This is a genomic window from Pseudoalteromonas rhizosphaerae (assembly GCF_028885455.1).
Lineage (GTDB): Bacteria > Pseudomonadota > Gammaproteobacteria > Enterobacterales > Alteromonadaceae > Pseudoalteromonas > Pseudoalteromonas rhizosphaerae.
The window spans coordinates 3,933,726-3,958,506 of sequence record NZ_CP118496.1; the positions used below are offsets into that span (position 1 = coordinate 3,933,726).

At 40.8% G+C, this 24,781-nt stretch carries 22 protein-coding genes and 1 tRNA gene; 9 read left to right on the plus strand and 14 right to left on the minus strand.

What is annotated here, in order from left to right; genetic code table 11:
- Positions 1-165: 165 nt before the first annotated feature.
- The 7 genes from rpsO to PVK79_RS16945 all read right to left on the minus strand — a co-directional run bounded on the left by rpsO (position 166) and on the right by PVK79_RS16945 (position 7,130).
- Positions 166-435, minus strand: a complete 270-nt coding sequence (gene rpsO / locus PVK79_RS16915) for a 30S ribosomal protein S15 (RefSeq protein ID WP_016707659.1) — start codon at positions 433-435, stop codon at positions 166-168.
- A 108-nt stretch (positions 436-543) separates the two neighbouring features.
- Entirely contained in the window at positions 544-1,494 is a 951-nt protein-coding gene (truB, locus tag PVK79_RS16920) for a tRNA pseudouridine(55) synthase TruB (protein WP_145240440.1), read from the minus strand.
- Positions 1,478-1,936 (minus strand): 30S ribosome-binding factor RbfA, encoded by a 459-nt coding sequence (gene rbfA, locus PVK79_RS16925; protein ID WP_145240438.1) that lies wholly within the window; start codon positions 1,934-1,936, stop codon positions 1,478-1,480. Before rbfA ends, truB begins: the two co-directional genes overlap by 17 nt.
- 111 nt (positions 1,937-2,047) lie before the next feature.
- Positions 2,048-4,705 (minus strand): translation initiation factor IF-2, encoded by a 2,658-nt coding sequence (infB, locus tag PVK79_RS16930; RefSeq protein ID WP_149983006.1) that lies wholly within the window; start codon positions 4,703-4,705, stop codon positions 2,048-2,050.
- Positions 4,706-4,730: 25 nt separating this feature from the next.
- Positions 4,731-6,230, minus strand: coding sequence for a transcription termination factor NusA (gene nusA / locus PVK79_RS16935; RefSeq protein ID WP_145240434.1), 1,500 nt, complete (start codon positions 6,228-6,230; stop codon positions 4,731-4,733).
- Positions 6,231-6,268: 38 nt separating this feature from the next.
- Positions 6,269-6,724, minus strand: coding sequence for a ribosome maturation factor RimP (rimP, locus tag PVK79_RS16940; protein WP_145240432.1), 456 nt, complete (start codon positions 6,722-6,724; stop codon positions 6,269-6,271).
- Between the two features lie 329 nt (positions 6,725-7,053).
- A tRNA-Met gene (locus PVK79_RS16945) sits at positions 7,054-7,130 on the minus strand.
- Between the two features lie 336 nt (positions 7,131-7,466).
- Between PVK79_RS16945 and PVK79_RS16950 the strand changes: the two genes are divergently transcribed.
- A complete protein-coding gene (locus PVK79_RS16950) occupies positions 7,467-7,931 on the plus strand; it encodes a globin family protein (protein WP_257326223.1) in 465 nt (154 codons plus the stop codon).
- A 17-nt stretch (positions 7,932-7,948) separates the two neighbouring features.
- Here the strand turns inward: PVK79_RS16950 and PVK79_RS16955 are convergent, their stop codons facing one another.
- Positions 7,949-8,761: a hypothetical protein gene (locus PVK79_RS16955; RefSeq protein ID WP_182760376.1), complete on the minus strand. Its 813-nt coding sequence runs from the start codon at positions 8,759-8,761 to the stop codon at positions 7,949-7,951.
- Positions 8,762-8,893: 132 nt separating this feature from the next.
- Between PVK79_RS16955 and PVK79_RS16960 the strand changes: the two genes are divergently transcribed.
- From PVK79_RS16960 to PVK79_RS16975, 4 genes are all read left to right on the plus strand, one after another.
- Positions 8,894-10,447 carry a cryptochrome/photolyase family protein gene (locus PVK79_RS16960; protein ID WP_257326224.1) on the plus strand — a complete coding sequence of 518 codons (1,554 nt, stop codon included), beginning with the start codon at positions 8,894-8,896 and terminating at the stop codon, positions 10,445-10,447.
- Positions 10,448-10,562: 115 nt separating this feature from the next.
- Positions 10,563-11,576 (plus strand): phospholipase, encoded by a 1,014-nt coding sequence (locus tag PVK79_RS16965; protein ID WP_145240424.1) that lies wholly within the window; start codon positions 10,563-10,565, stop codon positions 11,574-11,576.
- Between the two features lie 56 nt (positions 11,577-11,632).
- The gene (locus PVK79_RS16970; RefSeq protein WP_257326225.1) at positions 11,633-12,766 is read left to right on the plus strand and encodes a peptidylprolyl isomerase; all 1,134 of its coding nucleotides are present in this window, start codon (positions 11,633-11,635) and stop codon (positions 12,764-12,766) included.
- Positions 12,763-13,305 (plus strand): hypothetical protein, encoded by a 543-nt coding sequence (locus tag PVK79_RS16975; protein ID WP_145240420.1) that lies wholly within the window; start codon positions 12,763-12,765, stop codon positions 13,303-13,305. Before PVK79_RS16970 ends, PVK79_RS16975 begins: the two co-directional genes overlap by 4 nt.
- A gap of 140 nt (positions 13,306-13,445) precedes the next feature.
- Here the strand turns inward: PVK79_RS16975 and PVK79_RS16980 are convergent, their stop codons facing one another.
- The gene (locus PVK79_RS16980) at positions 13,446-13,892 is read right to left on the minus strand and encodes an Hsp20 family protein (protein WP_145240418.1); all 447 of its coding nucleotides are present in this window, start codon (positions 13,890-13,892) and stop codon (positions 13,446-13,448) included.
- Between the two features lie 287 nt (positions 13,893-14,179).
- Between PVK79_RS16980 and PVK79_RS16985 the strand changes: the two genes are divergently transcribed.
- The 4 genes from PVK79_RS16985 to PVK79_RS17000 all read left to right on the plus strand — a co-directional run bounded on the left by PVK79_RS16985 (position 14,180) and on the right by PVK79_RS17000 (position 19,290).
- The gene (locus PVK79_RS16985) at positions 14,180-14,677 is read left to right on the plus strand and encodes a TlpA family protein disulfide reductase (RefSeq protein WP_145240416.1); all 498 of its coding nucleotides are present in this window, start codon (positions 14,180-14,182) and stop codon (positions 14,675-14,677) included.
- A 123-nt stretch (positions 14,678-14,800) separates the two neighbouring features.
- Positions 14,801-16,879 carry a TonB-dependent receptor plug domain-containing protein gene (locus PVK79_RS16990; protein WP_145240414.1) on the plus strand — a complete coding sequence of 693 codons (2,079 nt, stop codon included), beginning with the start codon at positions 14,801-14,803 and terminating at the stop codon, positions 16,877-16,879.
- A 139-nt stretch (positions 16,880-17,018) separates the two neighbouring features.
- On the plus strand, positions 17,019-17,282 hold the full coding sequence (locus PVK79_RS16995; RefSeq protein ID WP_149983014.1) for a GrxA family glutaredoxin: 264 nt from the start codon (positions 17,019-17,021) through the stop codon (positions 17,280-17,282).
- 160 nt (positions 17,283-17,442) lie between these two features.
- Complete coding sequence (locus tag PVK79_RS17000; protein WP_145240410.1) at positions 17,443-19,290, plus strand: DEAD/DEAH box helicase; 1,848 nt, start codon at positions 17,443-17,445, stop codon at positions 19,288-19,290.
- A 159-nt stretch (positions 19,291-19,449) separates the two neighbouring features.
- On the opposite strand, the gene PVK79_RS17005 is transcribed toward PVK79_RS17000, so the two are convergent.
- The 5 genes from PVK79_RS17005 to PVK79_RS17025 form a co-directional block, all read right to left on the minus strand.
- Positions 19,450-20,763, minus strand: coding sequence for an ABC1 kinase family protein (locus PVK79_RS17005; protein WP_257326226.1), 1,314 nt, complete (start codon positions 20,761-20,763; stop codon positions 19,450-19,452).
- Positions 20,764-20,916: 153 nt separating this feature from the next.
- Positions 20,917-22,476: an AbgT family transporter gene (locus tag PVK79_RS17010; RefSeq protein ID WP_257326227.1), complete on the minus strand. Its 1,560-nt coding sequence runs from the start codon at positions 22,474-22,476 to the stop codon at positions 20,917-20,919.
- 161 nt (positions 22,477-22,637) lie between these two features.
- Positions 22,638-22,913, minus strand: coding sequence for a YfcL family protein (locus PVK79_RS17015; protein ID WP_145240403.1), 276 nt, complete (start codon positions 22,911-22,913; stop codon positions 22,638-22,640).
- Positions 22,914-22,949: 36 nt separating this feature from the next.
- Positions 22,950-24,065: an ATP-NAD kinase family protein gene (locus PVK79_RS17020; RefSeq protein ID WP_149983017.1), complete on the minus strand. Its 1,116-nt coding sequence runs from the start codon at positions 24,063-24,065 to the stop codon at positions 22,950-22,952.
- Positions 24,055-24,609 carry an elongation factor P hydroxylase gene (locus PVK79_RS17025; protein WP_182760382.1) on the minus strand — a complete coding sequence of 185 codons (555 nt, stop codon included), beginning with the start codon at positions 24,607-24,609 and terminating at the stop codon, positions 24,055-24,057. Before PVK79_RS17025 ends, PVK79_RS17020 begins: the two co-directional genes overlap by 11 nt.
- Between the last annotated feature and the right edge of the window lie 172 nt (positions 24,610-24,781).

Below are 24,781 nucleotides of genomic sequence, written 5' to 3' on the forward strand. Positions count from 1 at the left end.
ATAAAAGTGGTGATAATAGGCGCGCTAAAAAGTGTGCTTTGCTGTCACTAACTATGTGGCTTTTATTTGATATTTCAAGAGAATTAATTGTTGTGGACAGAGAGAGTGAGAAATTTCAGGCACAAAAAAAGGAGCTATAAAGCTCCTTTCTATGTAATCTAGTTCTTAGCGACGTAGGCCAAGTTCTTGGATTAACGCAGTATAACGTGCAATGTCTTTACCTTTAAGGTAATCAAGCAGTTTACGGCGAGTGCTTACTTTACGAAGCAGACCACGACGTGAGTGGAAGTCATGCTTGTGATCAGCAAAGTGACCTTGAAGCTTGTTGATATCAAAAGTAAGAAGTGCAACTTGTACTTCAGGTGAACCAGTGTCGCCTTCTGCACGTGCGAATTTTGCGATGATATCGATCTTTTCTTGATTGCTTAGTGACATAGTAACTCCAAAAATAAAATTTAAAAGGTGTCTTAGCCGATCACTAATTCAGCCAAAACGATTAGCGGGCGTATTCTACCAGCTACGGCAATAACTACAAGCTAAACTTTACGCTGTTGTTTCTTGCTGATTTGATAAGCCACGTTTTGACTTTAAATGGCCATCAGGATTACGTTCACCAGTGCCAATAAACACACCATCAGCGAGCACTTTAATTGCCCCTTCTGGCAGTTCAATATCAAGTACAACCGCCTGACCATGGCTAAAAGAACTACCTTGCTCTTTACTGAGCTCAACCACAGGTAGACCAACTAATGCGGTGTCCATTGGCAGTAATAGTTCATCAAGATAAGTAGAAGGCGTAAGCTCTTCTTGTTTCGCTTTTACTAATAACGCTTCTAACTGCTCAAGTGACACCATTTTGTCAGCAGGGTAATGCCCTACCGCACTGCGATGCAACATGATCACATGCGCGCCACAACCCAGGTTTTCGCCTAAGTCATCGACGATAGTACGAATATAAGTACCTTTTGAAACATGGGCGGTCATTTGCACTTCGTTATTAGCTTCATCGAACTCATCTAGTGTTAAACTAAATACGTTGATTTTTCTGCACTTGCGAGGTACTTCAATGCCTTCACGCGCATATTTATATAAAGGTCGGCCTTCATATTTTAACGCTGAATACATTGACGGGTATTGATCTGATTCACCTAAAAACTTAGCAATTTCTTCGCTAAGTTGCTCAGCCGTCACATTGACATCTTTAGTACTGACAATTTCACCATCAGAATCTGATGTTGTCGTACGTTCACCTAATTTAGCGCGAACTACATAGGTTTTGTCAGTATCGAGTAAAAACTGAGTAAATTTAGTCGCTTCACCAAAACAGATAGGCAGCATACCCGTTGCAAGAGGATCAAGGGCACCGGTGTGCCCCGCTTTTTGTGCAAAATACACACTTTTAGCTTGCTGTAGCGCTTTATTTGATGAAATGCCTATTGGTTTGTTTAACAACAAAATACCGTCAACTGGACGGCCTTTACTGCGCTTTGCCATCTGTATTAGTGCCTTCTTCGCTGTCTGTTTCGTCGATATGCTCTGCATCATCTACGCTATCAACTTCGTCATCTACATGCTTTGCTTTATCTTCACGAATAATAGAATCAACAAGGTTTGAAATACGCATGCCTTCCATCAGTGAATTATCAACCACAAACTTAAGCTCTGGCATAATACGGGCACGAATGCGTTTGCCAAGTAGTGAGCGAATATAACCGGTCGCTTCATTTAATACTTTAGCACTTTGCTTTGCAGCATCTTCATCTTGGGTGTTAAACACAGTAATAAAGATTTTTGCATAAGATAAATCACGTGATACTTCTACAGCAGATACTGTAACCATACCTAAACGTGGATCTTTAATTTCACGTTGCAAAATAACAGCAATTTCTTTTTGAATTTGCTGAGCAACACGATCAGTACGAGAAAACTCTCTCATTAGACTCTACTCTAAAAATTATAACTCATTGAGAAATATAAATAAGTTATTTAAATAATGGATACACAAATGGGGGCTGAGCCCCCATTTATTATCTTAGCTTACGAACAATTAAAGTGTACGTTGTACTTCAACTGTTTCGAATACTTCGATTTGGTCACCAACGCGAACGTCGTTATAGTTCTTAACGCCGATACCACATTCCATGCCGTTACGAACATCAGCAACATCGTCTTTAAAGCGACGAAGTGACTCAAGTTCACCTTCGTAGATAACCACGTTATCACGAAGTACACGAATTGGTGCGCTACGTTTAATAACACCTTCAGTAACCATACAACCAGCGATAGCGCCAATTTTAGGTGACTTGAACACGTCACGAACTTCAGCTAGACCAATGATCTCTTGCTTGAACTCTGGTGCTAACATACCAGACATAGCTTGCTTCACTTCGTCAATCAAGCTATAGATAACGCTGTAGTAACGTAAGTCTAAGTTCTCAGACTCAATTACTTTACGTGCCGATGCATCAGCACGAACGTTAAAGCCAACCACGATTGCATTAGATGCTGCAGCAAGGGTTGCGTCAGTTTCAGTGATACCACCTACGCCTGAGCCTACAATCTTCACTTTAACTTCATCTGTTGACAGTTTAGTCAATGAATCAGAGATTGCTTCGATTGAACCTTGAACGTCTGCTTTAAGTACCACATTAACTTCAGATACATTGCCTTCAGTCATGTTAGTAAACATGTTTTCAAGCTTCGCTTTTTGCTGACGTGCTAGTTTAACATCACGGAATTTACCTTGACGGTAAAGTGCAACTTCACGGGCTTTACGCTCGTCTTTAACTACTGTTGCTTCGTCGCCCGCTGCTGGAATACCAGATAGACCTAAAATCTCAACTGGGATTGAAGGACCTGCAGACTTGATGTCTTTACCGTTTTCATCGCGCATTGCACGAACACGACCATACTCAAGACCACATAATACAATGTCACCTTGGTTAAGCGTACCAGATTGTACAAGGATAGAAGCAACTGGACCACGGCCTTTATCAAGACGAGATTCAATAACAACACCAGCAGCCATACCCACAGTTGGAGCAGTAAGTTCTAACAACTCAGATTGGTTTAATACCGCTTCAAGAAGGTCATCAATACCTAAACCAGTTTTAGCAGAAATATGCACATACTGTGTATCACCGCCCCACTCTTCAGGAATAACGTCTAGTTGAGCAAGCTCATTCTTAACGCGATCTGGGTCTACGCCTTCTTTATCCATTTTGTTAACAGCGATAATTAAAGGAACGCCAGCTGCACGCGCATGCTGAACCGCTTCTTTAGTTTGTGGCATTACACCATCATCTGCTGCAACCACTAGGATTACGATATCTGTTGCTTTAGCACCACGAGCACGCATTGACGTAAACGCCGCGTGACCAGGAGTATCCAAGAAAGTGATCATGTTACCATTTACGTCAACATGATAAGCACCGATATGCTGTGTGATACCACCGGCTTCGCCAGAGGCCACTTTTGCTGAACGAATATAATCAAGCGTTGACGTTTTACCGTGGTCAACGTGACCCATTACAGTTACTACTGGCGCACGTGGCTCAGATTTACCATCTTCATGACGGTCATTTAGTACTGTTTGCTCTAATTCGTTTTCTTTAACAATGATAACTTTGTGGCCCATTTCTTCTGCAACTAACTGTGCAGCTTCTTGGTCGATCACTTGGTTAATGGTAACCATGTCACCCATTTTCATCATTGTTTTTACAACTTCAGCGCCCTTAACGGCCATGCGTGATGCAAGCTCAGCAACTGTAATTGTTTCGCTAATACGCACTTCGTTTTTCACGTCAACCGTTGGCTTTTGGAAGCCATGTTGTAATGAAGCTGGTGCTTTTAGCTTGCTTTTCTTGCCTCTCGAAGGAACAAATTTCTCCTTCGCTGGGGCTTTTTTCTTTTTCTTCGCACGGCGTGTGCCTTGCTCATCACGCGCATCAGCAACATCTTCTGCTTCACGTGCGTAAGTAGAAGTCGTAAGATGGTGATCAGCGGTTTCTTCGCGCTTCTTACGTTCTTCTTCTTCTTTCTTCCAGCGAGCTGAATTTTCTTCTGCTAGCTTTCTTGCCTCTTCTGCTTGACGTTTCGCTTCTTCTTCAGCTTTCTTCAATGCGGCCTCTTCTGCTTCTTTTTGCAGACGCTCAGCTTCAACGCGATCTTTTTCAGACTTCGCGGTTTGTTCTGGGGTCATCTGCTTCTGTTTTGCTACACGTTCAGCATCTGCTTTACGTTTAGCTTCTTCTTTCACTTTACGGTCAGCCTCTTCTTTGGCTTTGCGCTCTGCGTCTTGTTTTGCTTTAAGCTCAGCTGCTTCTTTTGCAGCTTGTTGCTCAAGTTCACGACGAGCGGCTTCTTCTGCTGCTATACGTGCTTGCTCTTGCTCTTGCTCAACCGCGCTTTTCTTCACGTAAGTACGTGTTTTACGTACTTCAACTTGTACTGACTTTGCTTGACCTGTAGAACCCGTCACACTTAATGTGCTTTTGCTCTTACGTTGCAATGTCATACGCGCTGGGCCATCTGAGCCTGTGCCGCCGTGTTGCTTGCTTAAGTGATCAAGTAACGTTGCTTTTTCAGCTTCAGTTACATTATCACCCGCTTGCTTAGTGATACCGGCTTGCGATAATTGTTGAAGCAATTTATCAACAGTTGTACCAATATCCCCGGCTAGTTTTTCAACATTTACTTCTGCCATAGTCTCTAATACCTCCGTTAATAAATTACTCGTCTGCGAACCAACAAATGTTGCGCGCAGCCATAATTAGCTCACCCGCTTTCTCTGGAGAAAGCTCTGTGATATCGACTAATTCATCAATACCTTGCTCTGCTAAATCTTCTAGCGTAACAACCCCTTTGCTTGCCATAACAAACGCAAGGTGACGCTCTAACCCTTCAAGTGCTAATAAGTCTTCAGCAGGCTCTGCACCATCAAGGCTTTCTTCTGTTTTAAGTGCTTTAGTCGTTAATGCATCTTTTGCACGTGAGCGTAACAAATCAACAGTATCTTCATCTAAACCATCAATTTCTAAAAACTCAGACGCAGGCACATAGGCAACTTCTTCAAGGGTTGAGAAACCTTCGTTGATAAGTAATGTTGCAAAGTCTTCATCGATGTCTAAGTTTTCAGTGAATAAGTTAATTAACTTATCAGATTCAGCTTCGTTCTTAGCGCGCATCTCTTCAACTGTCATTACGTTTAGTTCCCAACCAGTTAACTGGCTAGCAAGACGTACGTTTTGACCGTTACGACCAATTGCTTGTGCTAGGTTATCAGCTTCAACAGCGATATCCATTGAATGGGTGTCTTCATCCATTACAATTGAAGCAACTTCAGCAGGTGACATTGCATTAATAACGAACTGGGCTGGGTTGTCATCGTAAAGTACGATATCAACACGCTCGCCACCAAGTTCAGTCGACACTGCTTGTACACGTGCGCCACGCATACCAACACACGCACCAATCGGATCGATACGTTTATCGTTAGATTTAACGGCGATTTTAGCACGAGAACCTGGATCACGTGCCGCTGCACGTAATTCAATCATCTCTTCGCCAATTTCTGGCACCTCAATGCGGAATAATTCCATCAGCATTTCTGGCTTAGAGCGTGTTACAAATAACTGTGCACCACGAGCATCAGGTTTTACTTCATAAAGTAAACCACGGATGCGATCGCCAGGACGGAAGTTTTCACGTGGTAACATGTCATCACGGTAAATAACCGCTTCAGCATTGTTACCTAAATCTAATACGATTGCGTCACGCGTTGCTTTTTTCACAACACCTGTTACTAACTCGCCTTGTTGATCTTTATAAGCTTCTACAACAAGTGCGCGCTCAGCTTCACGTACTTTTTGTACGATTACTTGTTTCGCCATTTGTGTAGTAATACGGTCAAATTTAATTGACTCGATTTGCTCTTCGATGAAATCACCAATCTTAAGATCTGGGTCATCAACCTGAGCCGCTTCTAACGTGATTTCGCTGTAAGGGTTTTCCAGTGAGCCATCTTCAAGTACTGCAGCAATCTGCCAACGACGGTAAGTGTCGTAGTCACCTGTTTTACGGTCAATTGCAACGCGTACTTCAATTTCACCAGTGTGTTTTTTCTTAGTCGCAGTCGCTAATGCGAACTCTAACGCTTCGAAAATCTTTTCTTTTGGAACCGCTTTCTCATTGGAAACGGCTTCAGCAACCAATAATATCTCTTTTGCCATGGGTTATGCCTCGCTTGCCCTATTCCTTCGCACTCGGATTAAAACTTTGCGATGATGTTCGCACGTTCAATGTTACTGAGCATAATTAACTGCTCAGTACCGTCATATGAAAGTGTGATCATATCACTGCTAACTGCTATTAGATCGCCTTTAAAATTACGGCGACCATCTTGTGGAAGCTTAGTACGCACGCGTACTTCCTCTCCTTGTGCCTTCTCGTAGTGATCTTGTTTGAATAATAGACGATCAACACCAGGAGACGATACTTCCAAATCATATTCATTTGTAATCGGGTCTTCGACATCTAAAATTGCGCTTATTTGACGACTTGCATCAGCACAATTATCAACCGAGATCCCCGCTTCGTGATCGATATAGACCCTAAGCGTAGAATGGCGACCCGCTTGCACAAACTCTAGACCATGTAATTCAAAGCCTAACATTTCAACTGACGGTGAAAGCATGGTTAATAAATCTTGCTCAAGTTTTGTCACGAAAATTCTCCATACAAACAAAAAAAGGGCTTATAGCCCTAAAATACTTAGCTTATACCTTGATTTAAAATCAAGAGGTGCAGATACAACAACGCCCCGAACCAAGCGGGGCGTCACACCTAAAGCATAAAACTGTGTGGCCATGGGCCAAGCTTGGTTGCGGATAGCTAACACCATCTAAATTAAACCCAAAGGCTTAAACGCAAAACGCGCATTACATAGAATGCGCGACTTCAAATCAGTAACTAAAATCGCTACTCAAAAGTATGGCTTCAAGAATTGAGAAAAATTAATAAAATTAATAAAATTAATGGCTTATCTCAAAAACTTGGTTGCGGGAGCCGGATTTGAACCGACGACCTTCGGGTTATGAGCCCGACGAGCTACCAGGCTGCTCCATCCCGCGCCAACTGGTATCAAAATATCTGATACCTGCCTAGCAGCCAATTAAGTGAGCTAGACAATGGCGGCTATTATAAAGAGGCTTGGCGGAATTAGCAACCAAAAACTGGTAAAGAATGACTAGATTATAAAGTACAAAATTATAGGTCAGAACAATTCGCTATAACTGAACACCAACTGCGATTTTTAAAAACCAACATATAGGCCCTAGCCTTATTGGCATTAATAAAGCACGCTATTGCGCAATTTCCATCGATTTACTCACTCTTTGCTACACAGCGTCTATACTAAGTTTTTAATGGCAATCTGCATATTTAAGGCTATTTAGAGAGGGCTTATTATGAGTATTTCTGCTCATCATCAAAAAATGTTATTACGAAGTATCGCAATAATAAAACCCAACTTTCACTGTTTTACTGTTACCTTTCATGTGCAATTAAAACGTCATGCACTGACTATGCAATGGCCTAGCAGTGATGAAATAAGTGAAAAAAGTTATTTGTTGTATTGCTCATTGGAACGCACTATTACCCACTTAGATCGCTTATTGTCTGTATTACCTTTTATTCATTATCATGCCAACAACCTAAGTAAATCTGGCCTCACTTGTCAGGATGTTGATTTATTATGTGATGCTTTTATAGCTGCGCTAAAAATTCATTTGGGCCGAGAATTTACGCCAAACATAGAGCAAGCGTGGCGTTATGCACTCAGGATGTTTAACAGCATAGTGAAAAGCTATTTATTTAATACCAGTAATATTGTTGCAATTAACAAGTCCGTGCAGCAGCAAGTGAATTCATAGCAAATAACCTACATGCATTATTCTATACTAGCTAACTCTTGTAGAAGACGATCTATTTGGTGCTGTTCAACATCGATTAAAGTTGCATATCTTGATGTTAACGCACTCATTTTTCTAGATAAGGAGTTATCAAAAGTCGCATCAGTTAAGTTATTTAGTTGCTCTTTAGCCTGAGCTTCGAGGGCTGCTATTTGGCGATCCATTTGAGTTTGGTAAGTATCTATTTTTGATTGTCGCTGTTCAACATCTCGTTTGATTTCTTGTGCCCGAATGAACGAATCAATGCCTTTGCTCTGGGTTGATTGTTGGTCAATTTCAGAAGTGTTTTTCGACTCAGGCAAAGCGTGTTTTTCTTTTAATAGTCGATCAATATCCCGCTGTTCACGTGCAATTAAAACGTTATAGCGCTCTGAAATACTGGTCATTTGATTTGCTATTGCAGTTTCTTTTTTTGCACCAGATAAATTATTTAACTGCGCATCTGATTGCTCACCTAAGGCGGCAATTTGCTGATTCATTTTCTCGCTTAAGCTATCAATTTTATCTTGATGCTGTTGAATATCAGCATCAATTTGCCGAGTCCGAATATAACTATCGACGCCCGAGGTATCAATATTCTCATTAGCAACAAATTGACTAGATAAGCTCGGGTTTTGCTCTTTTATAGAGATTAGTTTCGCATCATCACCACATGGAAATTGACTAAATTCCACGACGCCTTTTTTTTCACACTGATAAACTGTGGCATGCAAAGAACTAACATGACAAAGTGCAATGAGACAAGGTAAAACAATTTTAAATTTGCGAACAGTATACTGATATTGATTCATAAGCCGACATTCCTTTGTTTATATAGTTAACTTACACAGGTTCCTTATATTTATATACCACGACTATCAGTAATAATAAATGCGATCTAACCGTCAACTTAGTTCGTATAAAATAACATTTAGGCAAAATTCATGATTTATAAAACGCTGCGATTTATTTTTGGCGACCAACTTAATGCCAATCACAGTTGGTATAAAGAAGAGAATCAAACACAATACCTTTATGTCATTGCTGAATTAAAACAAGAAACAGATTATGTAAAACATCATATACAAAAGGTAGCGGCGTTTTTTGCAGCAATGGAGAACTTTGCTACTGCGCTCAAACAAGCACAATTAAATGTGCTTCACTTAACACTCGATGATACCCACGATGATGCCTGCATTACCTCATTGCTAACACGCTTGGCTAAGCAATATCAGTGTCAACAAATTCAATATCAGTATCCTGATGAGTATAGACTAAAAACTCAACTGCAAGAGTTTGCAAACAGCAGTGACTTTAATGTTAGTGCCACAGACAGCGAACATTTTTTATTACCTTTTGCTGATATCAGCGACCATTTTAAAAAAGATAAGCATGTGAAAATGGAATTTTTTTATCGCATGATGCGCAAGCGCTTTGACATATTGATGCAAGATAATGCTCCACTAGGCGGGCAATGGAACTTTGACCAAGACAATCGTAACAAATTAAAAAAAACTGATTTAGCTGCTATCCCTGAACCAAAAATATTTACCAATAATATTGAAGCTATTTTACAGCGCATAAGAAAACACCAGGTAAATACCCTTGGCCATTGTTCAGCAACTTTATTATGGCCAACCAGTCGTGCTCAAGCAAAACAATTACTCGATTACTTTTGCACTCATCTACTCCCCTGTTTCGGACAGTTTCAAGACGCGATGACCTGTCAGAGCTCATACAAATGGAGCTTGTATCATAGTCGTATCGCGTTTGCACTTAACACAAAAATGCTGCACCCAATGCAAGTTATTAAGCAAGTACTGGCTGAGTTTGCGGCACGCCAAGAACAGATCACGCTTGCCCAAGTTGAGGGGTTTATTAGGCAAATTTTAGGTTGGCGAGAATATGTAAGAGGTATTTATTGGCAAAATATGCCTGATTACGCGAGTAAAAATGAACTTGAGGCTGCTCGTCTATTACCAGATTATTTTTGGAGTGGCAAAACAAAAATGAACTGTATGAAACAGGCAATCACGCAGAGCTTAGAGACCGCCTACGCGCATCATATTCAACGCTTAATGATCACCGGAAACTTTTGCTTATTAACCGGTATTGATCCAAATGAAGTTGATAGCTGGTATTTGGGCATTTACATCGATGCCATTGAATGGGTAGAAATGCCTAACACCCGTGGTATGAGTCAATTTGCAGATGGCGGCCTAATCGCCACAAAACCGTATGCCGCAAGCGGTAACTACATAAACAAAATGAGTGATTACTGCACCAGCTGCCACTATAACGTAAAACAAAAAAGTGACGACACGGCTTGCCCTTTTAATAGTTTATATTGGCAATTTATACACACCCATGAAGCCCGCTTAGCTCGTAACCCACGTATTGGCATGGTCTATAAAAATTGGCAAAAACAAGATACATCACAACAGCACGCTATTTTAGAGCGAGCGCAATGGTGCCTAAATAATATAGAAAAACTCTAACAGAAGTATCATATTAGGTAATATTGTTAATTAAATGTTTAATTAATTTGTAATTATAGTGTAATCACCCTACTTTCTAATATTAGAAATTACTCCACAACACTATGAGAACACGATGAAAAAACAGTTTTTAACGGCATTATTACTGATCAGTACAAGCCAAGCACAGGCATTTAGCCAAGAAACACATAAACGTATCGTCATCGATGCAGTGAACTACATGCAGCAGCACCCAAGCAGCACACAGTTTTCGGCATTAAGCCAATACGCTCAACAAAATAATATGACGGTAACCCAGTTAGCCGAAGTACTAGGCCAAGCAGCCTATGATGTGGATGACTTTGAAGACACCTTCTTTTGTGGTGCTGTAACGGGGTCATGTGTTCAAGCACCAATATGGGGAGCAGCAGAGAGTATTGTTAAATATACCAGCTATTGGCATTTCCAAAACCATACCCAAGGGGCTGATCAACACGGTAACGACTTTGGTGGCTACAATTACCAAAAACTGACGGTATGGGGCACCGTTGATAACTTGGCTTCAAGCTGGTTAAAAGGTGACTACCTTGATGACGGTCAAGGCGGTGAAACAGGCTGGTTTAATGCCGATTCATCAAAGTACAACAGCTATGGTATTACTGAAGCTAATTACCGAATTGACAGCCAATCAAATTACAACATGTACGATGACTTTGAAGAAATGCCTTTTCAGCCAATTGATAATTTAGGTCAATACTGGTATCAAAGCTATTTGCAAAGTGGCAACCCACAAGTGTTAGGTTTTGTTTTCCATACAACTGACTTACTACAACCACACCATACTTGGACCACATCTGATCTCAATCATTCAAGCTGGGAAAGCTGGGTAAAAGACTACTATGATCAGGAACAACTCAATGACTCTGCCCTTATTACACAAGCCATGCAAACATTTTCAGCACTGGATATAAACAGTCAAGACGTACGCCCTTTACTGACACAAGGTGGCGCTTTTTCTTATGCTCAAGGCGGTATTGTGCTTAATTCACAAGACCATTACGACCGCTTAAATACGGCAAAACAAGTGATCCCACATGCGATTGCCATGGTTGTGCACCTACTTAATCATGCCATGGTCGTGCGCCAATGAAAACGCTGAGCAGTTGTATTTTGTTATTATTAGGACTGCTTTATAGCAGCCTAACAATGGCATCATTTAACCAATATAACGATGCTGAAGTGCGTTTAATGCAGCAAGTTTATCAACAACACAATGCCAACATTAGTCGCAAAGACGTTCGTAAACATATGTTTGAAAATCAATTTTTATTATATCAAGCAGAACAACATATGCCTGAGCTGCTTGAACGTCAATCTGCGGTAGGCTTTAGCACGCAGTACCATGTTGAGCGCTATTTGATGAACATATTTGACACGCACCTCAATTTATCAACATCCTATGTTAAAGGAGGTAATCTCACACAATATAATGCCCAGTGGCTGCTCAAAGTATTGCCTAGCTACCCTGCTGATGGCCAATACAACGCTGAACAAATCAATAAAATGCAGCGCACCGAGCTCAGAGGGCTCTTTACAACCGCCGTCAATCTTTATGAGTTTATAGCCCCTTTATCTATGCAAGTACGCTTTCGACTGCACCAAGGTGAAAGTGACTTATTCAAAACTGAAGTAATAAAAAAGCAACAATTTGAGGCGTTGCTTTTAAAAGCAACGCCATTACTTTTAAAGCAAGGGATCAGTATCGCGCACCTAGAAGAACTAGCAAAAGGCGATATTTTAAGGCCTTCGATTCAAAGTTGGCTAGGTATTAAAGACATGATGCACGTTCAAAGCCCAATACTAGACAGTCTTGAACAACAAATATCCGATAAAGAAATAAAATATTATTATCAGGCAAATAAAGCGCGCTTTAAATACCTTAGTGAAGTGACAGCTTACGGCGCTGCGTTTACTGAGCGAGACCAAGCGGTTCGCTTTAGAAATACAGTACAAGCAAGCTCTTTTACAGATGCATTATATATATCACAGCAAAACGACATTTATGCTAAGTATCACAATAAACTAACTCGCAAAAATAAAAGTAATTGGGCTGTGCAACTGGCTTATACGCTAAAAGCAGAAGAATTATCTGCGGTGATGCGCTCACCTGAAGGTCTATGGGTCGTCATAATTAGTAATAACCATCAGTATAACTACTTTAGCGCTACTGACGAAACTGTTCGCTATCAAGCTAAAAAAGCCATCGCAATACAAAAAGCGCAGCAACGCTATCAGCAAAATTGGCTGGCTTGGCAACAACAAAATGCAGTAAAACTATGAATAAAAAAGCTATCTACATAATTACAGGCGTCGCTTGTTTAGGTTTTTTAGTAATAAATTTAACAACAGAGCGAAAACGCGAAATAGCTCCCATCCGCGCTGCTGATGATTTAACGCCAGTAACGCCCGCGCCACAAATAAATAATGCGTCGGCACCGACAGCTATTAATCCAGATATGACTGCTGAAGCGGCGATTGATAGTCACACCTCATTAAAAAATACTGATGCCAGTCAACAACTGCCGCCCATTACTACACCGAGTTACTTGCCTGTCATCGCAAAAAATCCAATCAGTGCGAGTCAGTTTCAAGGCGACTTAACCGATCATCAAGCTTACCTCGATTTTCATAAACAGCAGCAAACTCAGCTTGAGCAACGCTTTGTAATAGCTGCTCAACAAAAAATAACTAACCTTGAAAGCTTGCTCGAAAAAGGCCGTCAAAAAGGCCTCCCTCAACGGCAGCTGCAAGTTGCTATTGATAAAATTGCTGCCTTAAAAGACATGCAAGCCAAATTAAAAAGTAAAGATACTAACTGAACACAGCATCATTAATCATCTGCGATTAATGATGCGCTAAGCGGAACCGATGTTTGAGCAAAGCTAAAAAAGCCGCCTCAACTGAGGCGGCTACTAAAAATAACAAGTAAATTAGGGGAAAAACACTGTCAAAGGGATGGTTATTTACCTTCTAGCAAGTTACCACTGCCAATTTCAATTTTACGTGGTTTAAGTGCTTCAGGGATCTCGCGTTGCAAGTCGATACTAAGTAGCCCATTGGCTAAATCAGCGCCGAGTACTTTAACGTGGTCACCTAGCTGGAATTTGCGTTCAAAATTGCGCTCAGCAATGCCTTGATGAATAAATTTGCGCTCTGCGCTGTCATCTTTATTGGCTTTAATGCCAGCAACTTTTAAGGTGTTATTTTCTGACTCTATCGTCAGCTCATTATCACTAAAACCGGCAACAGCCATAGTAATGCGATATTTGTCTTTATCGAGTGCTTCGATGTTATACGGAGGAAAACTTGGCTGCTTGTCAGTGCGAGCGGCCGCATCCATTAAAGATGCTAAATGATCGAAGCCAATGAATGAACGATAAAGTGGTGATAAATCTACTGTACGCATAATAATATCCTCATATTTAAGCGATATTTTGCATGTGCTTTTCGGTTGAACAAGCGCAAGCAAAGTTTAATTAATAATATAAATTTCAATTACTTCTGTTTAGTTAGGACCCATCAGGCGTCCTCATTAAACTATATATGGACGGCGAAATTGTTTTCAAGATTATTTTTGAAAAAAGTTTTATTTTTTTTCAAAATCTCTTTTTGCCTACTCAATAAAGTGAGGACTCAAAGTTTGCTTTTCAAGTCTTTAAATAGTAATAAGGGGAATTAGCTTTAGAGGTCAATATGAAAAAAGTAACGAGTTTGCTGCTCAATATAATTATGTTAGTTGTGGTGTTTTTTGTAGTGACTACATATCAGCAACGCAATTTACTCAGTTCAGATAGCAGCCCTGCTCCATATTTTAATTTACCTGTGCTCAATGACAGCGAACAACGTATTGATATTGCGATGCTCAAAGGTAACACCACCGTGGTTTATTTTTTTGCGCCATGGTGCACAATCTGTCGTTACAGTATGCCAAACCTAGAAGCGGCATTGGTTGATTCTAATATCAACGCCATTGGCATTGCACTTGATTATAAAAATGAACAAGCAGTTGCGCAGTTTGTTAGTGAACTTAAACTCACAATGCCCATTTTACTAGGCGATAAAAATACCCAGAGTAATTATAAAATCAGCGCCTTTCCTACTTACTATGTAATTGATCAACAACTGCGAATAACCGCACGCTCAATGGGCTATTCAAGCCAATTAGGTATTACTATCAGAGCTCAAAACTAAATGTAACAGCTTGTAACACCTCCCTACATTTGCCTACATTTTCGTACAGTTTACTACGTATTTTTATATATTTTCTCATTACTATAGGTCGCAGTCACACTTACTCATAACCATGGAAGAATCATGTTAGCCACCTGCTTGCCATCACTTTACCGTTTAACGCCACTGGCGTTGTGTTTGCCATTTTTAACGCACGCCAACGTTGATGCTAATGAAGAAATAATAGAGCGTCTTGAAACCGTTTATAAACGCAGTAGCATTACCAGTGAAATAACCGAAAATACTGAAAAACTGATCACTATGCCCGGTGCTATGGGCGATCCATTGCGGGCAGTATTTGCATTGCCAGGCGTTGTCGCCGCTGGCGGCTCAATGAGTGAACCGGCGGTACGTGGCTCATCGCCCGATGATAATTTGTTTGAAGTGGATTTTATGCCTGCAGGCTATATTTTTCATGATTTCGGCAGTTCTATTTTCAACAAGTACATTATTCAAGATTTTCAACTTTACTCAGCCGGCTATGGCACCAGTTACAGCAACGCCACCGGTGCCGTATTTGACGTAACACTGCGTAACCCTAAATATCAACCGATTACTACCACGCTTGATCTTACAATGTTTAATGCCGGTGTCTTTGTTGAAGGGCAACTCACGCAGAACACCGCGTTTTATTTATCAGCACGTAAAAGTACATTACCACTGTTCTTCTCTAAAGGTGAAGAGCTTGAAAACGACGATGGTGAACTCAGTGGTATCACCATCAATGATCCCCCAGATGATCATGATTACCAAGGCAAATGGATCTGGGATATAAACAATCAAAACGCCCTAACAGTGTCATTTACAGGCGCAAAAGACTCGGTTGCAGCAGGCTTTAATCAACGCGCTGAACTTTCACTAAAAAATCCTGAGTATCAAGGCGATGCTGATTTTATTCGTGAATTTACCAGCCAAAGTATTTTATGGGATCACTTTAATAAAGACTTTCATTTACGCTTAGGCGTTGGTTCGCTCGAACATTCTGGCCGATTGGAATACGCTAAACGTGCCACGCTAAGTGATGGCTATTTTGATGAAGAACAACAAAAACAAATCACTTATAAAGGACGATTAAATTGGCGTGTTACTAAAGCCCAGCAACTGGTTTTTGATGCCGCCTATTTTGATAACGACAGTACTTACAGTTACGATAGTTTTCAATATCTTTGTACCGAGCTCGATCCTGATTGCGATCTAAACAAAGGTGAGCGAATAACGGGCAAAGACAAGCTAGCCCTTGATAAGTACTTTGTTGGTGTTAGCCATGTTTGGGTTATTAACGAACAATGGCAAAGCGAAGTCGGCGTGCAATATCAAAGCAATGATTACACTGATGAAGATTTTGTGATGCCGCGCCTTGCGCTTAGCTATTTTATTAATGATCACAATAGCATCAATGCTAAATACGGGCATTATAATCGCATGCAAGATATTGACACTCTATTGCCTGAACACGGCAACCCGAATTTACGTTCGCAAACCTCAAAACACAGCAGTTTAGGTTTTGCACAAGAACTTGCCGATGAATGGACATGGTCTATTGAAGGGTATTACAAAACCATGGACGATTTACCGTTGGCATTAAACAATTATTCCGATGCAGCAATTCGTTACAGTAATGATGTAACTGGGCGAGCTTACGGTGTTGATCTATTAATAAACAAAAATAAAACTGATAAATGGTATGGCTGGCTTGCAGTTAGTTATGCCAAAAGTGAACGTACTGACCAACGCCAAAATATCACTCGGGATTATTACGCTGATACCCCTTTAGTTGTCAACATGGTGTTTAATTACCAAATCAGTGAAAAATGGCAAGGCGGCTTTAACTTTACTGCCCGCAGCGGTCAAGCTTACACCCCGATTGTTGGCGTCACAGAAAATTCCGAATTCGAAGGACGTTTTTTACCACAATATGGTGATCCATTTTCTGAGCGTTTCGATGTTTATCATCGGCTTGATCTTCGTTTTGAACGTCAAACCGACTTTTGGGGCTTAGACGGTGTGTTAATTTTAGAATTAATGAACGCCTACGGCCAAGCAAACACCAGTAGCATTGATTTAGATTATCAGAAAGTAACCTCGACTAATGATTTAATTATCAAAGAAAACGAGGATGATTTTGAAATGCGCCCTTCAATTGGCTTTAGTGTTAAGTTTTAATTAGCCACCCCACATACACCTTTAATACTGATTAAAGGTGTATGCAATCATTAAAATAGAATTCATCAATCGTTTTTTTACGCTGTTTATTTTTTCTCAATTAGTTAAGATGAATGTAAATAAAATCGAGGAGAGCGATATGTTAACTGTAATTTTTGGCCGTGAAGGCTGCCCTTATTGTGTACGTGCTAAAGATGTTGCTGAAAAACTAGCAAATGAACGTGATGATTTTAAATACCGTTATGTTGATATTATTAAAGAAGGCGTGAGTAAAGCCGATTTAGAACAATCAGCAGGTAAGCCTTGCCCAACCGTGCCACAAATCTTTATTGACCAAGCACACATCGGTGGTTTCACTGAGTTTGAAGCTTACGCTAAAGAAAATCTTGGACTTTATCAATAAGTTCTGTATAAAATTTGTTAATCAATTTGATTTACCCACAATCAAATTGATTAAATTATGACCAACATCAACTACATACAAATTAGTTTCAATTTATACAAGCATTTGCCTCGTAAATCCTATACAATGCGCGCCTCTTTAAATTCGTTGAGGCGTATTAATGTCAGAACCAGTCACGTTTGAATCTCTAAATCTTTCTCCTGCAATTTTGAAGGCAGTTGAAGAGTTGGGTTACAAGACACCATCTGAAATCCAAGCTCAATGTATACCGTTATTGCTAGAAAGAAAGGACGTACTGGGACTAGCTCAAACGGGTACAGGTAAAACCGCAGCATTTGCACTGCCATTACTTAATAATATTGACCCGTCTGTGAAGCAGCCGCAGATCCTTGTACTCACACCAACCCGTGAGCTTGCGATCCAAGTAGCTGAGGCATTCGAACAATATGCTAAACATGTTCGTGGTATTGAAGTATTGGCACTTTATGGTGGCCAGAGCTACAGTATCCAATTAAGTGCACTTCGTCGTGGCGCGCAAGTTATTGTCGCTACTCCAGGTCGCTTAATCGATCATATTAACCGTGGCACTATCAAGTTTGACAGCTTACAAGCTCTTGTACTTGATGAAGCCGATGAAATGTTACGTATGGGCTTTATCGATGATGTTGAAAACATCATGGAAAAAACGCCGCGCGAAAAGCAAACATGTCTTTTCTCTGCGACCATGCCTAAGCAAATTCAAAACATCAGCAGCAAATATATGAATAACCCTGAACAGGTTCATATATCTGCGCGTAACTCAACGGTATCATCTGTTGAGCAAGTGTTTTGGAATGCCAGCGTACACAAGAATAAAGCGATTGTTCGCTTTTTAGAAGCTGAACAATATGAAGGCGCGATTGTTTTCGTACGTACACGTAACGATACAGTACAACTTGCTGAGTTATTAGAGCGCGAAGGTTTCTCTGCAGCTCCACTTAACGGTGACATGAACCAGCAAGCACGTGAACGCACAGTAGAACGCTTAAAAAGTGGCATGCTAAACGTTGTTATCGCAACAGACGTTGCAGCACGTGGTCTAGATGTTGACCGTTTAAGCCTTGTTATCAACTACGATATCCCACAAGATTCTGAAGCTTATGTTCACCGTATTGGCCGTACAGGTCGTGCTGGTCGTACTGGTAAAGCGATTCTTTTCGTAAAACATAACGAACGTTATTTACTTAAAAATATCATTCGTCATACGAATTCAGATATTGTACAAGTTGAACTACCAACTGCAAAAGTTGTTGAAGAAAAACGTATCGAAGCGTTACAAGCTAAATTAGCTATTGCGCTTGAAAATAAAGATATTACTTTCTTTAATGAAGTAGCAGCTAATATGGCGCAAAAGCTTGAACTTGCTCCTGAAGACCTAGCAGGTGCGTTACTGTGTTTAGCACAGCAACAATCACCAATTAAGGTTGAAGAAGTTAAGATCCAACAACGTGAGCGTAGCGAACGTAATGACCGTAACCCACGTGAGCGTAATGATCGTGGTGACCGTGGTCGTCGTAATGAACGCAGCGAACGCCCTGCACGTGACCGTGATGCTAAACCACGTGAACGTAATAGCCGTGATGCAGGCCCTATGGATACTTACCGTATCGAAGTAGGTCGTGAACATGGTGTTCAAGTTAAGAACATTGTTGGCGCTATCGCTAACGAAGCTGACATCTCAAGCAAGTTTATTGGTGATATTCGTTTACACGACAATCACAGTACGGTTCAATTACCGCAAAACATGCCTAAAGATGTACTTGATCATTTCCAAAAAGTGTTTATTTGTAAACGTCCAATGGGCTTAACATTAACACAAGATCAAGGTCCTGCTGAACCACGTGCTGAACGCTCTGAGCGTCCATCAGGTGACAAAAAACGCAGCTTTAACAAAGATGACAGTGCACGCGGTGATAAGCGTAGCGGTCCTCGTAAAGAACGTCGCCCAGTAAGCTTCACAGCTAAATAAGCAACGACTCTTTAATAAAAAAACCTTGCCACGAAAGTGACAAGGTTTTTTTGTGTTTGGAATAAAGTAAATCTTCGTGAGGGGAAGATTTTGTGAAGTTATAAGAGTCGTTGATAGCAATTGCATTGAATGAATGAGTATTTGAATTCGCTAAAATAATCATGTTTTTAATAAAATTGGCATAAATAACGCTCTAACATCTATTTTTGCTTCTAAGCGAGCCGCAATCAAATATAAACCAGCAAGTTTACGGTGAATAAATAATGCATCCACTGGTGGTGTATGCCATTGCTGTGCTTGTGCACTAAGTTGCAACCCAGCATCTTTAATATTTGATGCCAGTTGGCTATTTTTAAAATCAAAATCACCATCGTGACGCAGTGGCTCACACGCCATTAAAAATAGCTCTATGACATTATCTTTATAACTGTCACGCAATGTATCTTTAAAATAACCAATCTGAGTGGCCGCATTTAATACCCCATCACGATTATTCTCACTGCCTGCTTTAAATAAAGCTAGATAAGCTTGGCTCAACTGAGGCGAAATCTCGCGGGTTGCCCCAAAATCAAATAAAACGATTTTTTGTGTGGCTGGTTGATAATGAAAATTAGCAAAGTTTGGATCTGTTTGTATCAGTCTAAATTCAAACATTTCTTTGAAAAATAACGCAATAAGTTGCTGTGCCACAAAGCTTTGCTCTGCTTTGGGTAAATCGGTAATTCCCTCTATAGGCTGAGCCTCAATATACTGCATCGTTAATATTTGTTTAGTACTGTGCTCTTTATAGGCGTTAGGAACAATAAAGTGTCGGTTATTTGCCAATGCATTTTTATAACGTAATAAATACTGCGCTTCACGATGATAATCAGCTTCCGCTAATAATTGTATTTTAGCCTCTGCGACGAGTGGCTTGATATCAAGATCTTTAGGTAATAAACGAGACAGTGTAAGCAGCGATATAACATTATCAACATCACTGACCACACTTTTTGCGATCCCCGGGTATTGAATTTTTACAGCTAATTGCTCGCCGTTTTCATGGTAGGCCAAATGCACTTGACCAATAGAAGCGGCAGCAAATGGCCTAAGCTCAATATGTGAAAAGCGCGATAACCAGTCATCTCCCCACTGCTCTTTTAATACAGTAATGAGTTGTTTGTGTGGCATGGGGTTAGCGTCTGATCGAAGTAATGCAAGTAATTGAGCAAGCTCTGGACTGAGTAGATCCCCAGCATCCATTGACAGTAGCTGCCCTAATTTCATTGCCGCACCGCGTAAGTGTGATAGTTCTGTCGCTAGGTTTTTTATGTTTTTAGGCTGCAGTAATAAGCTTTTATTATCCCAACCCTTTCCTGAAAGAGTACTTTTGGCTCCCTCAAATAACATATTACTCGCGACACTGGTTGCTAATGAGCCTAACTTTGCAAAGCGTGAAAATCGAGATGTAGGAACAGCGCGTTCATTGGCCATACAAAAACCTAGTTAAAGAATATATTTACTGGTTTGTACGTACCAAGCTGGGTATACGATCGAATTGACAACTGGCTGGATAAAACTAACCACAAAAAAACCTCGCCATTATAATGACGAGGTTTTTACACATAAATATTTAGCCGTGTTTTATTAAGGCGCGACTGCTGGGTACACGTAACTTGCGTCTAATCCAAGCGGGATACCCAGTGCCCAGTAACCGAGTAAAAATAAGCTCCAGCCAATCATAAAAGCGATTGAATATGGCAGCATCATCGCGATAAGCGTGCCAATGCCCGTGCCTTTGACGTATTTTTGGCAGTACACCACAACTAATGGGAAATACGGCATTAAAGGAGTGATGATGTTTGAACTAGAATCGCCCACGCGATAAGCCGCTTGAGTTAAATCTGGCGAGATACCTAACTGCATTAACATAGGCACAAACACCGGGCCCAGTAGCGCCCACTTTGCTGAACTTGAGCCAACAAACAAGTTTACAAAACCAGTTAAAAAGATGATACCGACAACAGTCACCGCACTTGGTAACTCCATGGCTTTTAACAGCTGCGCGCCTTCAATTGCCAGCAGAGCTCCCAAGTTTGATTTACTAAATGCAGCAATAAACAAGGCACAAAAGAACGCCATTACAATATAATACGCCATGCCGCCCATTGCTTTACTCATGGCATCTATCATATCTTTAGAGCTTTTAAAGGTGCCAACGGTAAAACCATACACTGCACCAGGTATCCAAAACAGTAGGAAAATTAGCGGTACGATAGATTGCATTAAAGGCGAGCGAAAATTAGTTAAAGAGCCATCTTCGCTTCGCATTGCAGAATCCGCAGGGGCTGACACATAGGCTAATAAAGCGAGACCTGCAATCATCACTGTACTTGCAATAAAAAACGCGCGTTTTTCGTCGCTACGGGCATCTTCAAATGCAGGTAAGTCTTCTTTATTACCATCTAATTCGGTATTTTTTAAACGTGGTTCAATAATTTTATCGGTGATGTACCAGCCTAATAAAATAATGAATAAACTTGACGCCGAGGTAAACGCCCAGTTATTTAATGGGTTAATCGACATCGCGGGGTTAATAATTTGCGCCGCACTTTGGGTAAAGCTTTGCAGTAGTGGATCAATCCCCGACGGAATAAAGTTAGCACCAAAGCCACCACTGACTCCCGCAAATGCCGCCGCAATACCAGCTAGTGGATGGCGCCCTGCGGCATAAAATATAACACCAGCTAACGGAATGACTAACACATAACCTGCATCGGTTGCTGTATGGCTGACGATGGCGACTAAAATAATTGACGGCGTTAAAAGTTTTTTAGGTGTCACCTTTAACATTAACTTAAGGCCAGTATTAATAAAGCCAGAATGTTCAGCAACTCCTACACCCAGCATGGCCACTAACACCACACCTAACGGTGCAAAACCGGTAAAAGTTTTTACCATTGATGATAAAAAGGTCGCTAACGAATCACTCGCCAGCATATTATTAATAATAATAGCTTCACCTGTACGAGGGTCGATAGCGTCAAAAGTAACACCTGAGAACCACCACGACAGTAGCCAAATTAGTAACATGGCAAACAAAAAGATGATTGCCGGATCAGGCAGTTTATTTCCTACCCGCTCAACAAAATTTAAAAATCGCGCAACTATGCCTGAGGGCATTGTTGCATCATTGTTATTATTCATTTCACTTGTTCCCTAGAATTTAGTCAGTGGTACTTTAGCGTATCTAGGGAATGAGGTAAATTTTAAGTGAACAGAAAATACATTTTTAGGAACTAAATAGTCTCAATGCACAAAAAAACGGCACTGTTGCCGTTTTTTTAAATAACTTTTTATTTAGTCTTTTAAGCGAGTGCTTTTACTTCTTCCCATAATCTTACAACTAGGGCTTTATCTTCTTCGTTAAGCTCACCATTGCGATACGCTTTCACTAAACTTTTTTCAACGGTTTCATTGAGCTCATCTATTTCAAGATTAAGCTCTTCAACTTGCGCATAGCCTACAGCTAAATCAAAATGGCCTCGTAAATAACCACCGGCAAATAACTCATCATCAGTGGCTTTGATCACTAAGTCATCAAAATACTGTTGGGCTGCGTCAATATAATTTACTAAACTCACTTCTACTTCTCCTGATTTTGCAGGGTCTTCTACCAATCAATCTTGATGGCCTACTGCATACATAATATGGTCGTTAAATCCGCAGGTTACACGAATATAACCGCTTAATTCATCATCCAGCTCACTATCGCCTGTATCGCAAATGAGCGGGCGGCCGTTTAAAGCCTGTAATTTAGTTTTGGTAGCCACCACAATAATATTATCCAGCCCTATCGCGCGAATAAGTGCCGGGCTTAACTGTTGATTGCCACGGCCAAAAATATGGCCTTGGCCACCAATTAGCGTGATCACTAATTTAGTGTCGCGCTGATGGGTCATCGCTAATAATTGTTCAGCTGTAAGATCTTGCGCAATTAAGCTTTGGTCTGCAACTAAATCAACACCTAATAAGGTATTTTCAAGCCCCATTTCTTGCATAATAGCTGCAACTGTTGAGCCACTGCCCATTACATATAACGTATCTTCATCCATTTCACTGACGACATAGGCGGCGATATCAGCAAGTACCAGCTCGTCGGTTTCTTTACCGCCATTTTTTACGGCTTGTACATAACGTACTTCACTGGGTACTTGCATTTCACCATAACGTTTTGCTTTAACTGTGCCTTGACGAAACGCATCTTCGTCAATATCCATCACATCGGCATCGCCTAAGGTAACTAGTTCACCTTTGACCAGCATTTCGACTACCCGCCCTGCGGCCTTTGGCGTGATTGCATAAACCCCTGAATGAATTTTACAGCCGGCAGGAATGCCAAGTGCCGGTACGCTATCTTCAACCGCATGACAAATATTGCGCGCAGTGCCATCGCCACCAGCAAATAAAATTAAATCAACACCTAGCTGTTGCAATACCTTGGCTGCACGCTCAGTATCATCTGCACTACTGGGGTGCTCGCTTTGATACACAACTTCGGTATTAAAACCAAGATCTGTAGCGGTGCTTTCACCCATTGAGTGATTAACAGTATAAATTGTTATTTTATCTTGATAAGGCAATAACACCTCAAGCGCTGCTTTAGTGCGTAAATTAGCTTTTGGCTCAGCGCCAAGCGCCAGAGCTTTAGCCGCAACACCATCACTACCTTTGAGCGCCACACTGCCACCTAAACCAGCAACTGGGTTTACAATTAGTCCTAACTTAAACTGCATTACTTAACTCCTGAGGATGTTGCCATACAAACTGCCCGGCATTCAATGGCCATGGCGTATTGTAAAATTCGCTTAATGCTTTTAAAAGTGCAGTAGTCCGAGGATTAAAGCCTATTTTTAGTAACTGTAAAAGTTGCTTGTGTACTCGCGCCTGAAAATCAAAACGACAGGTTTGCTCACCATTTAAATTATCAACCGAAACATTAAACTCAAAACCTGTAGCAACACTCAACGCCCACTCGATTGCTTGCGGTTTTACTTCAACGGCTTCAAATTCTGCTTGCTGGGCTTTATCACGGCCATCTGGGCAATACCAATAACCGTAATCTTCGAGTAAACGACGTTTATCACCCGCCACCAGCCAATGAGCTATTTCGTGCAGTGCACTGGCATAAAAACCATGGGCAAACACAATTTGATGATACGGCGTTTTAACATCAGCGGGAATATAAATAGGCTCATGCTCACCTTTGATCAAGCGTGTATTATGGCTGTGGTAAAAAGTGCGTTCAAAAATAGATGTTAAATCGGCTATTTGATGCATAAAAGTCTGATTAATTCGCCTCGGTAAAATGCAACAAATGCACATTAAAATCGAGGCGAATTGTACGGGCTTTTAGCAAGAATGTAAAAGTTGATAACGACTAAGCAGCCATGCGTTATTGTCTTGCCTTTACTTTGCAAATTTAGCTAAGCCAAAAATATGTATTCGCTGC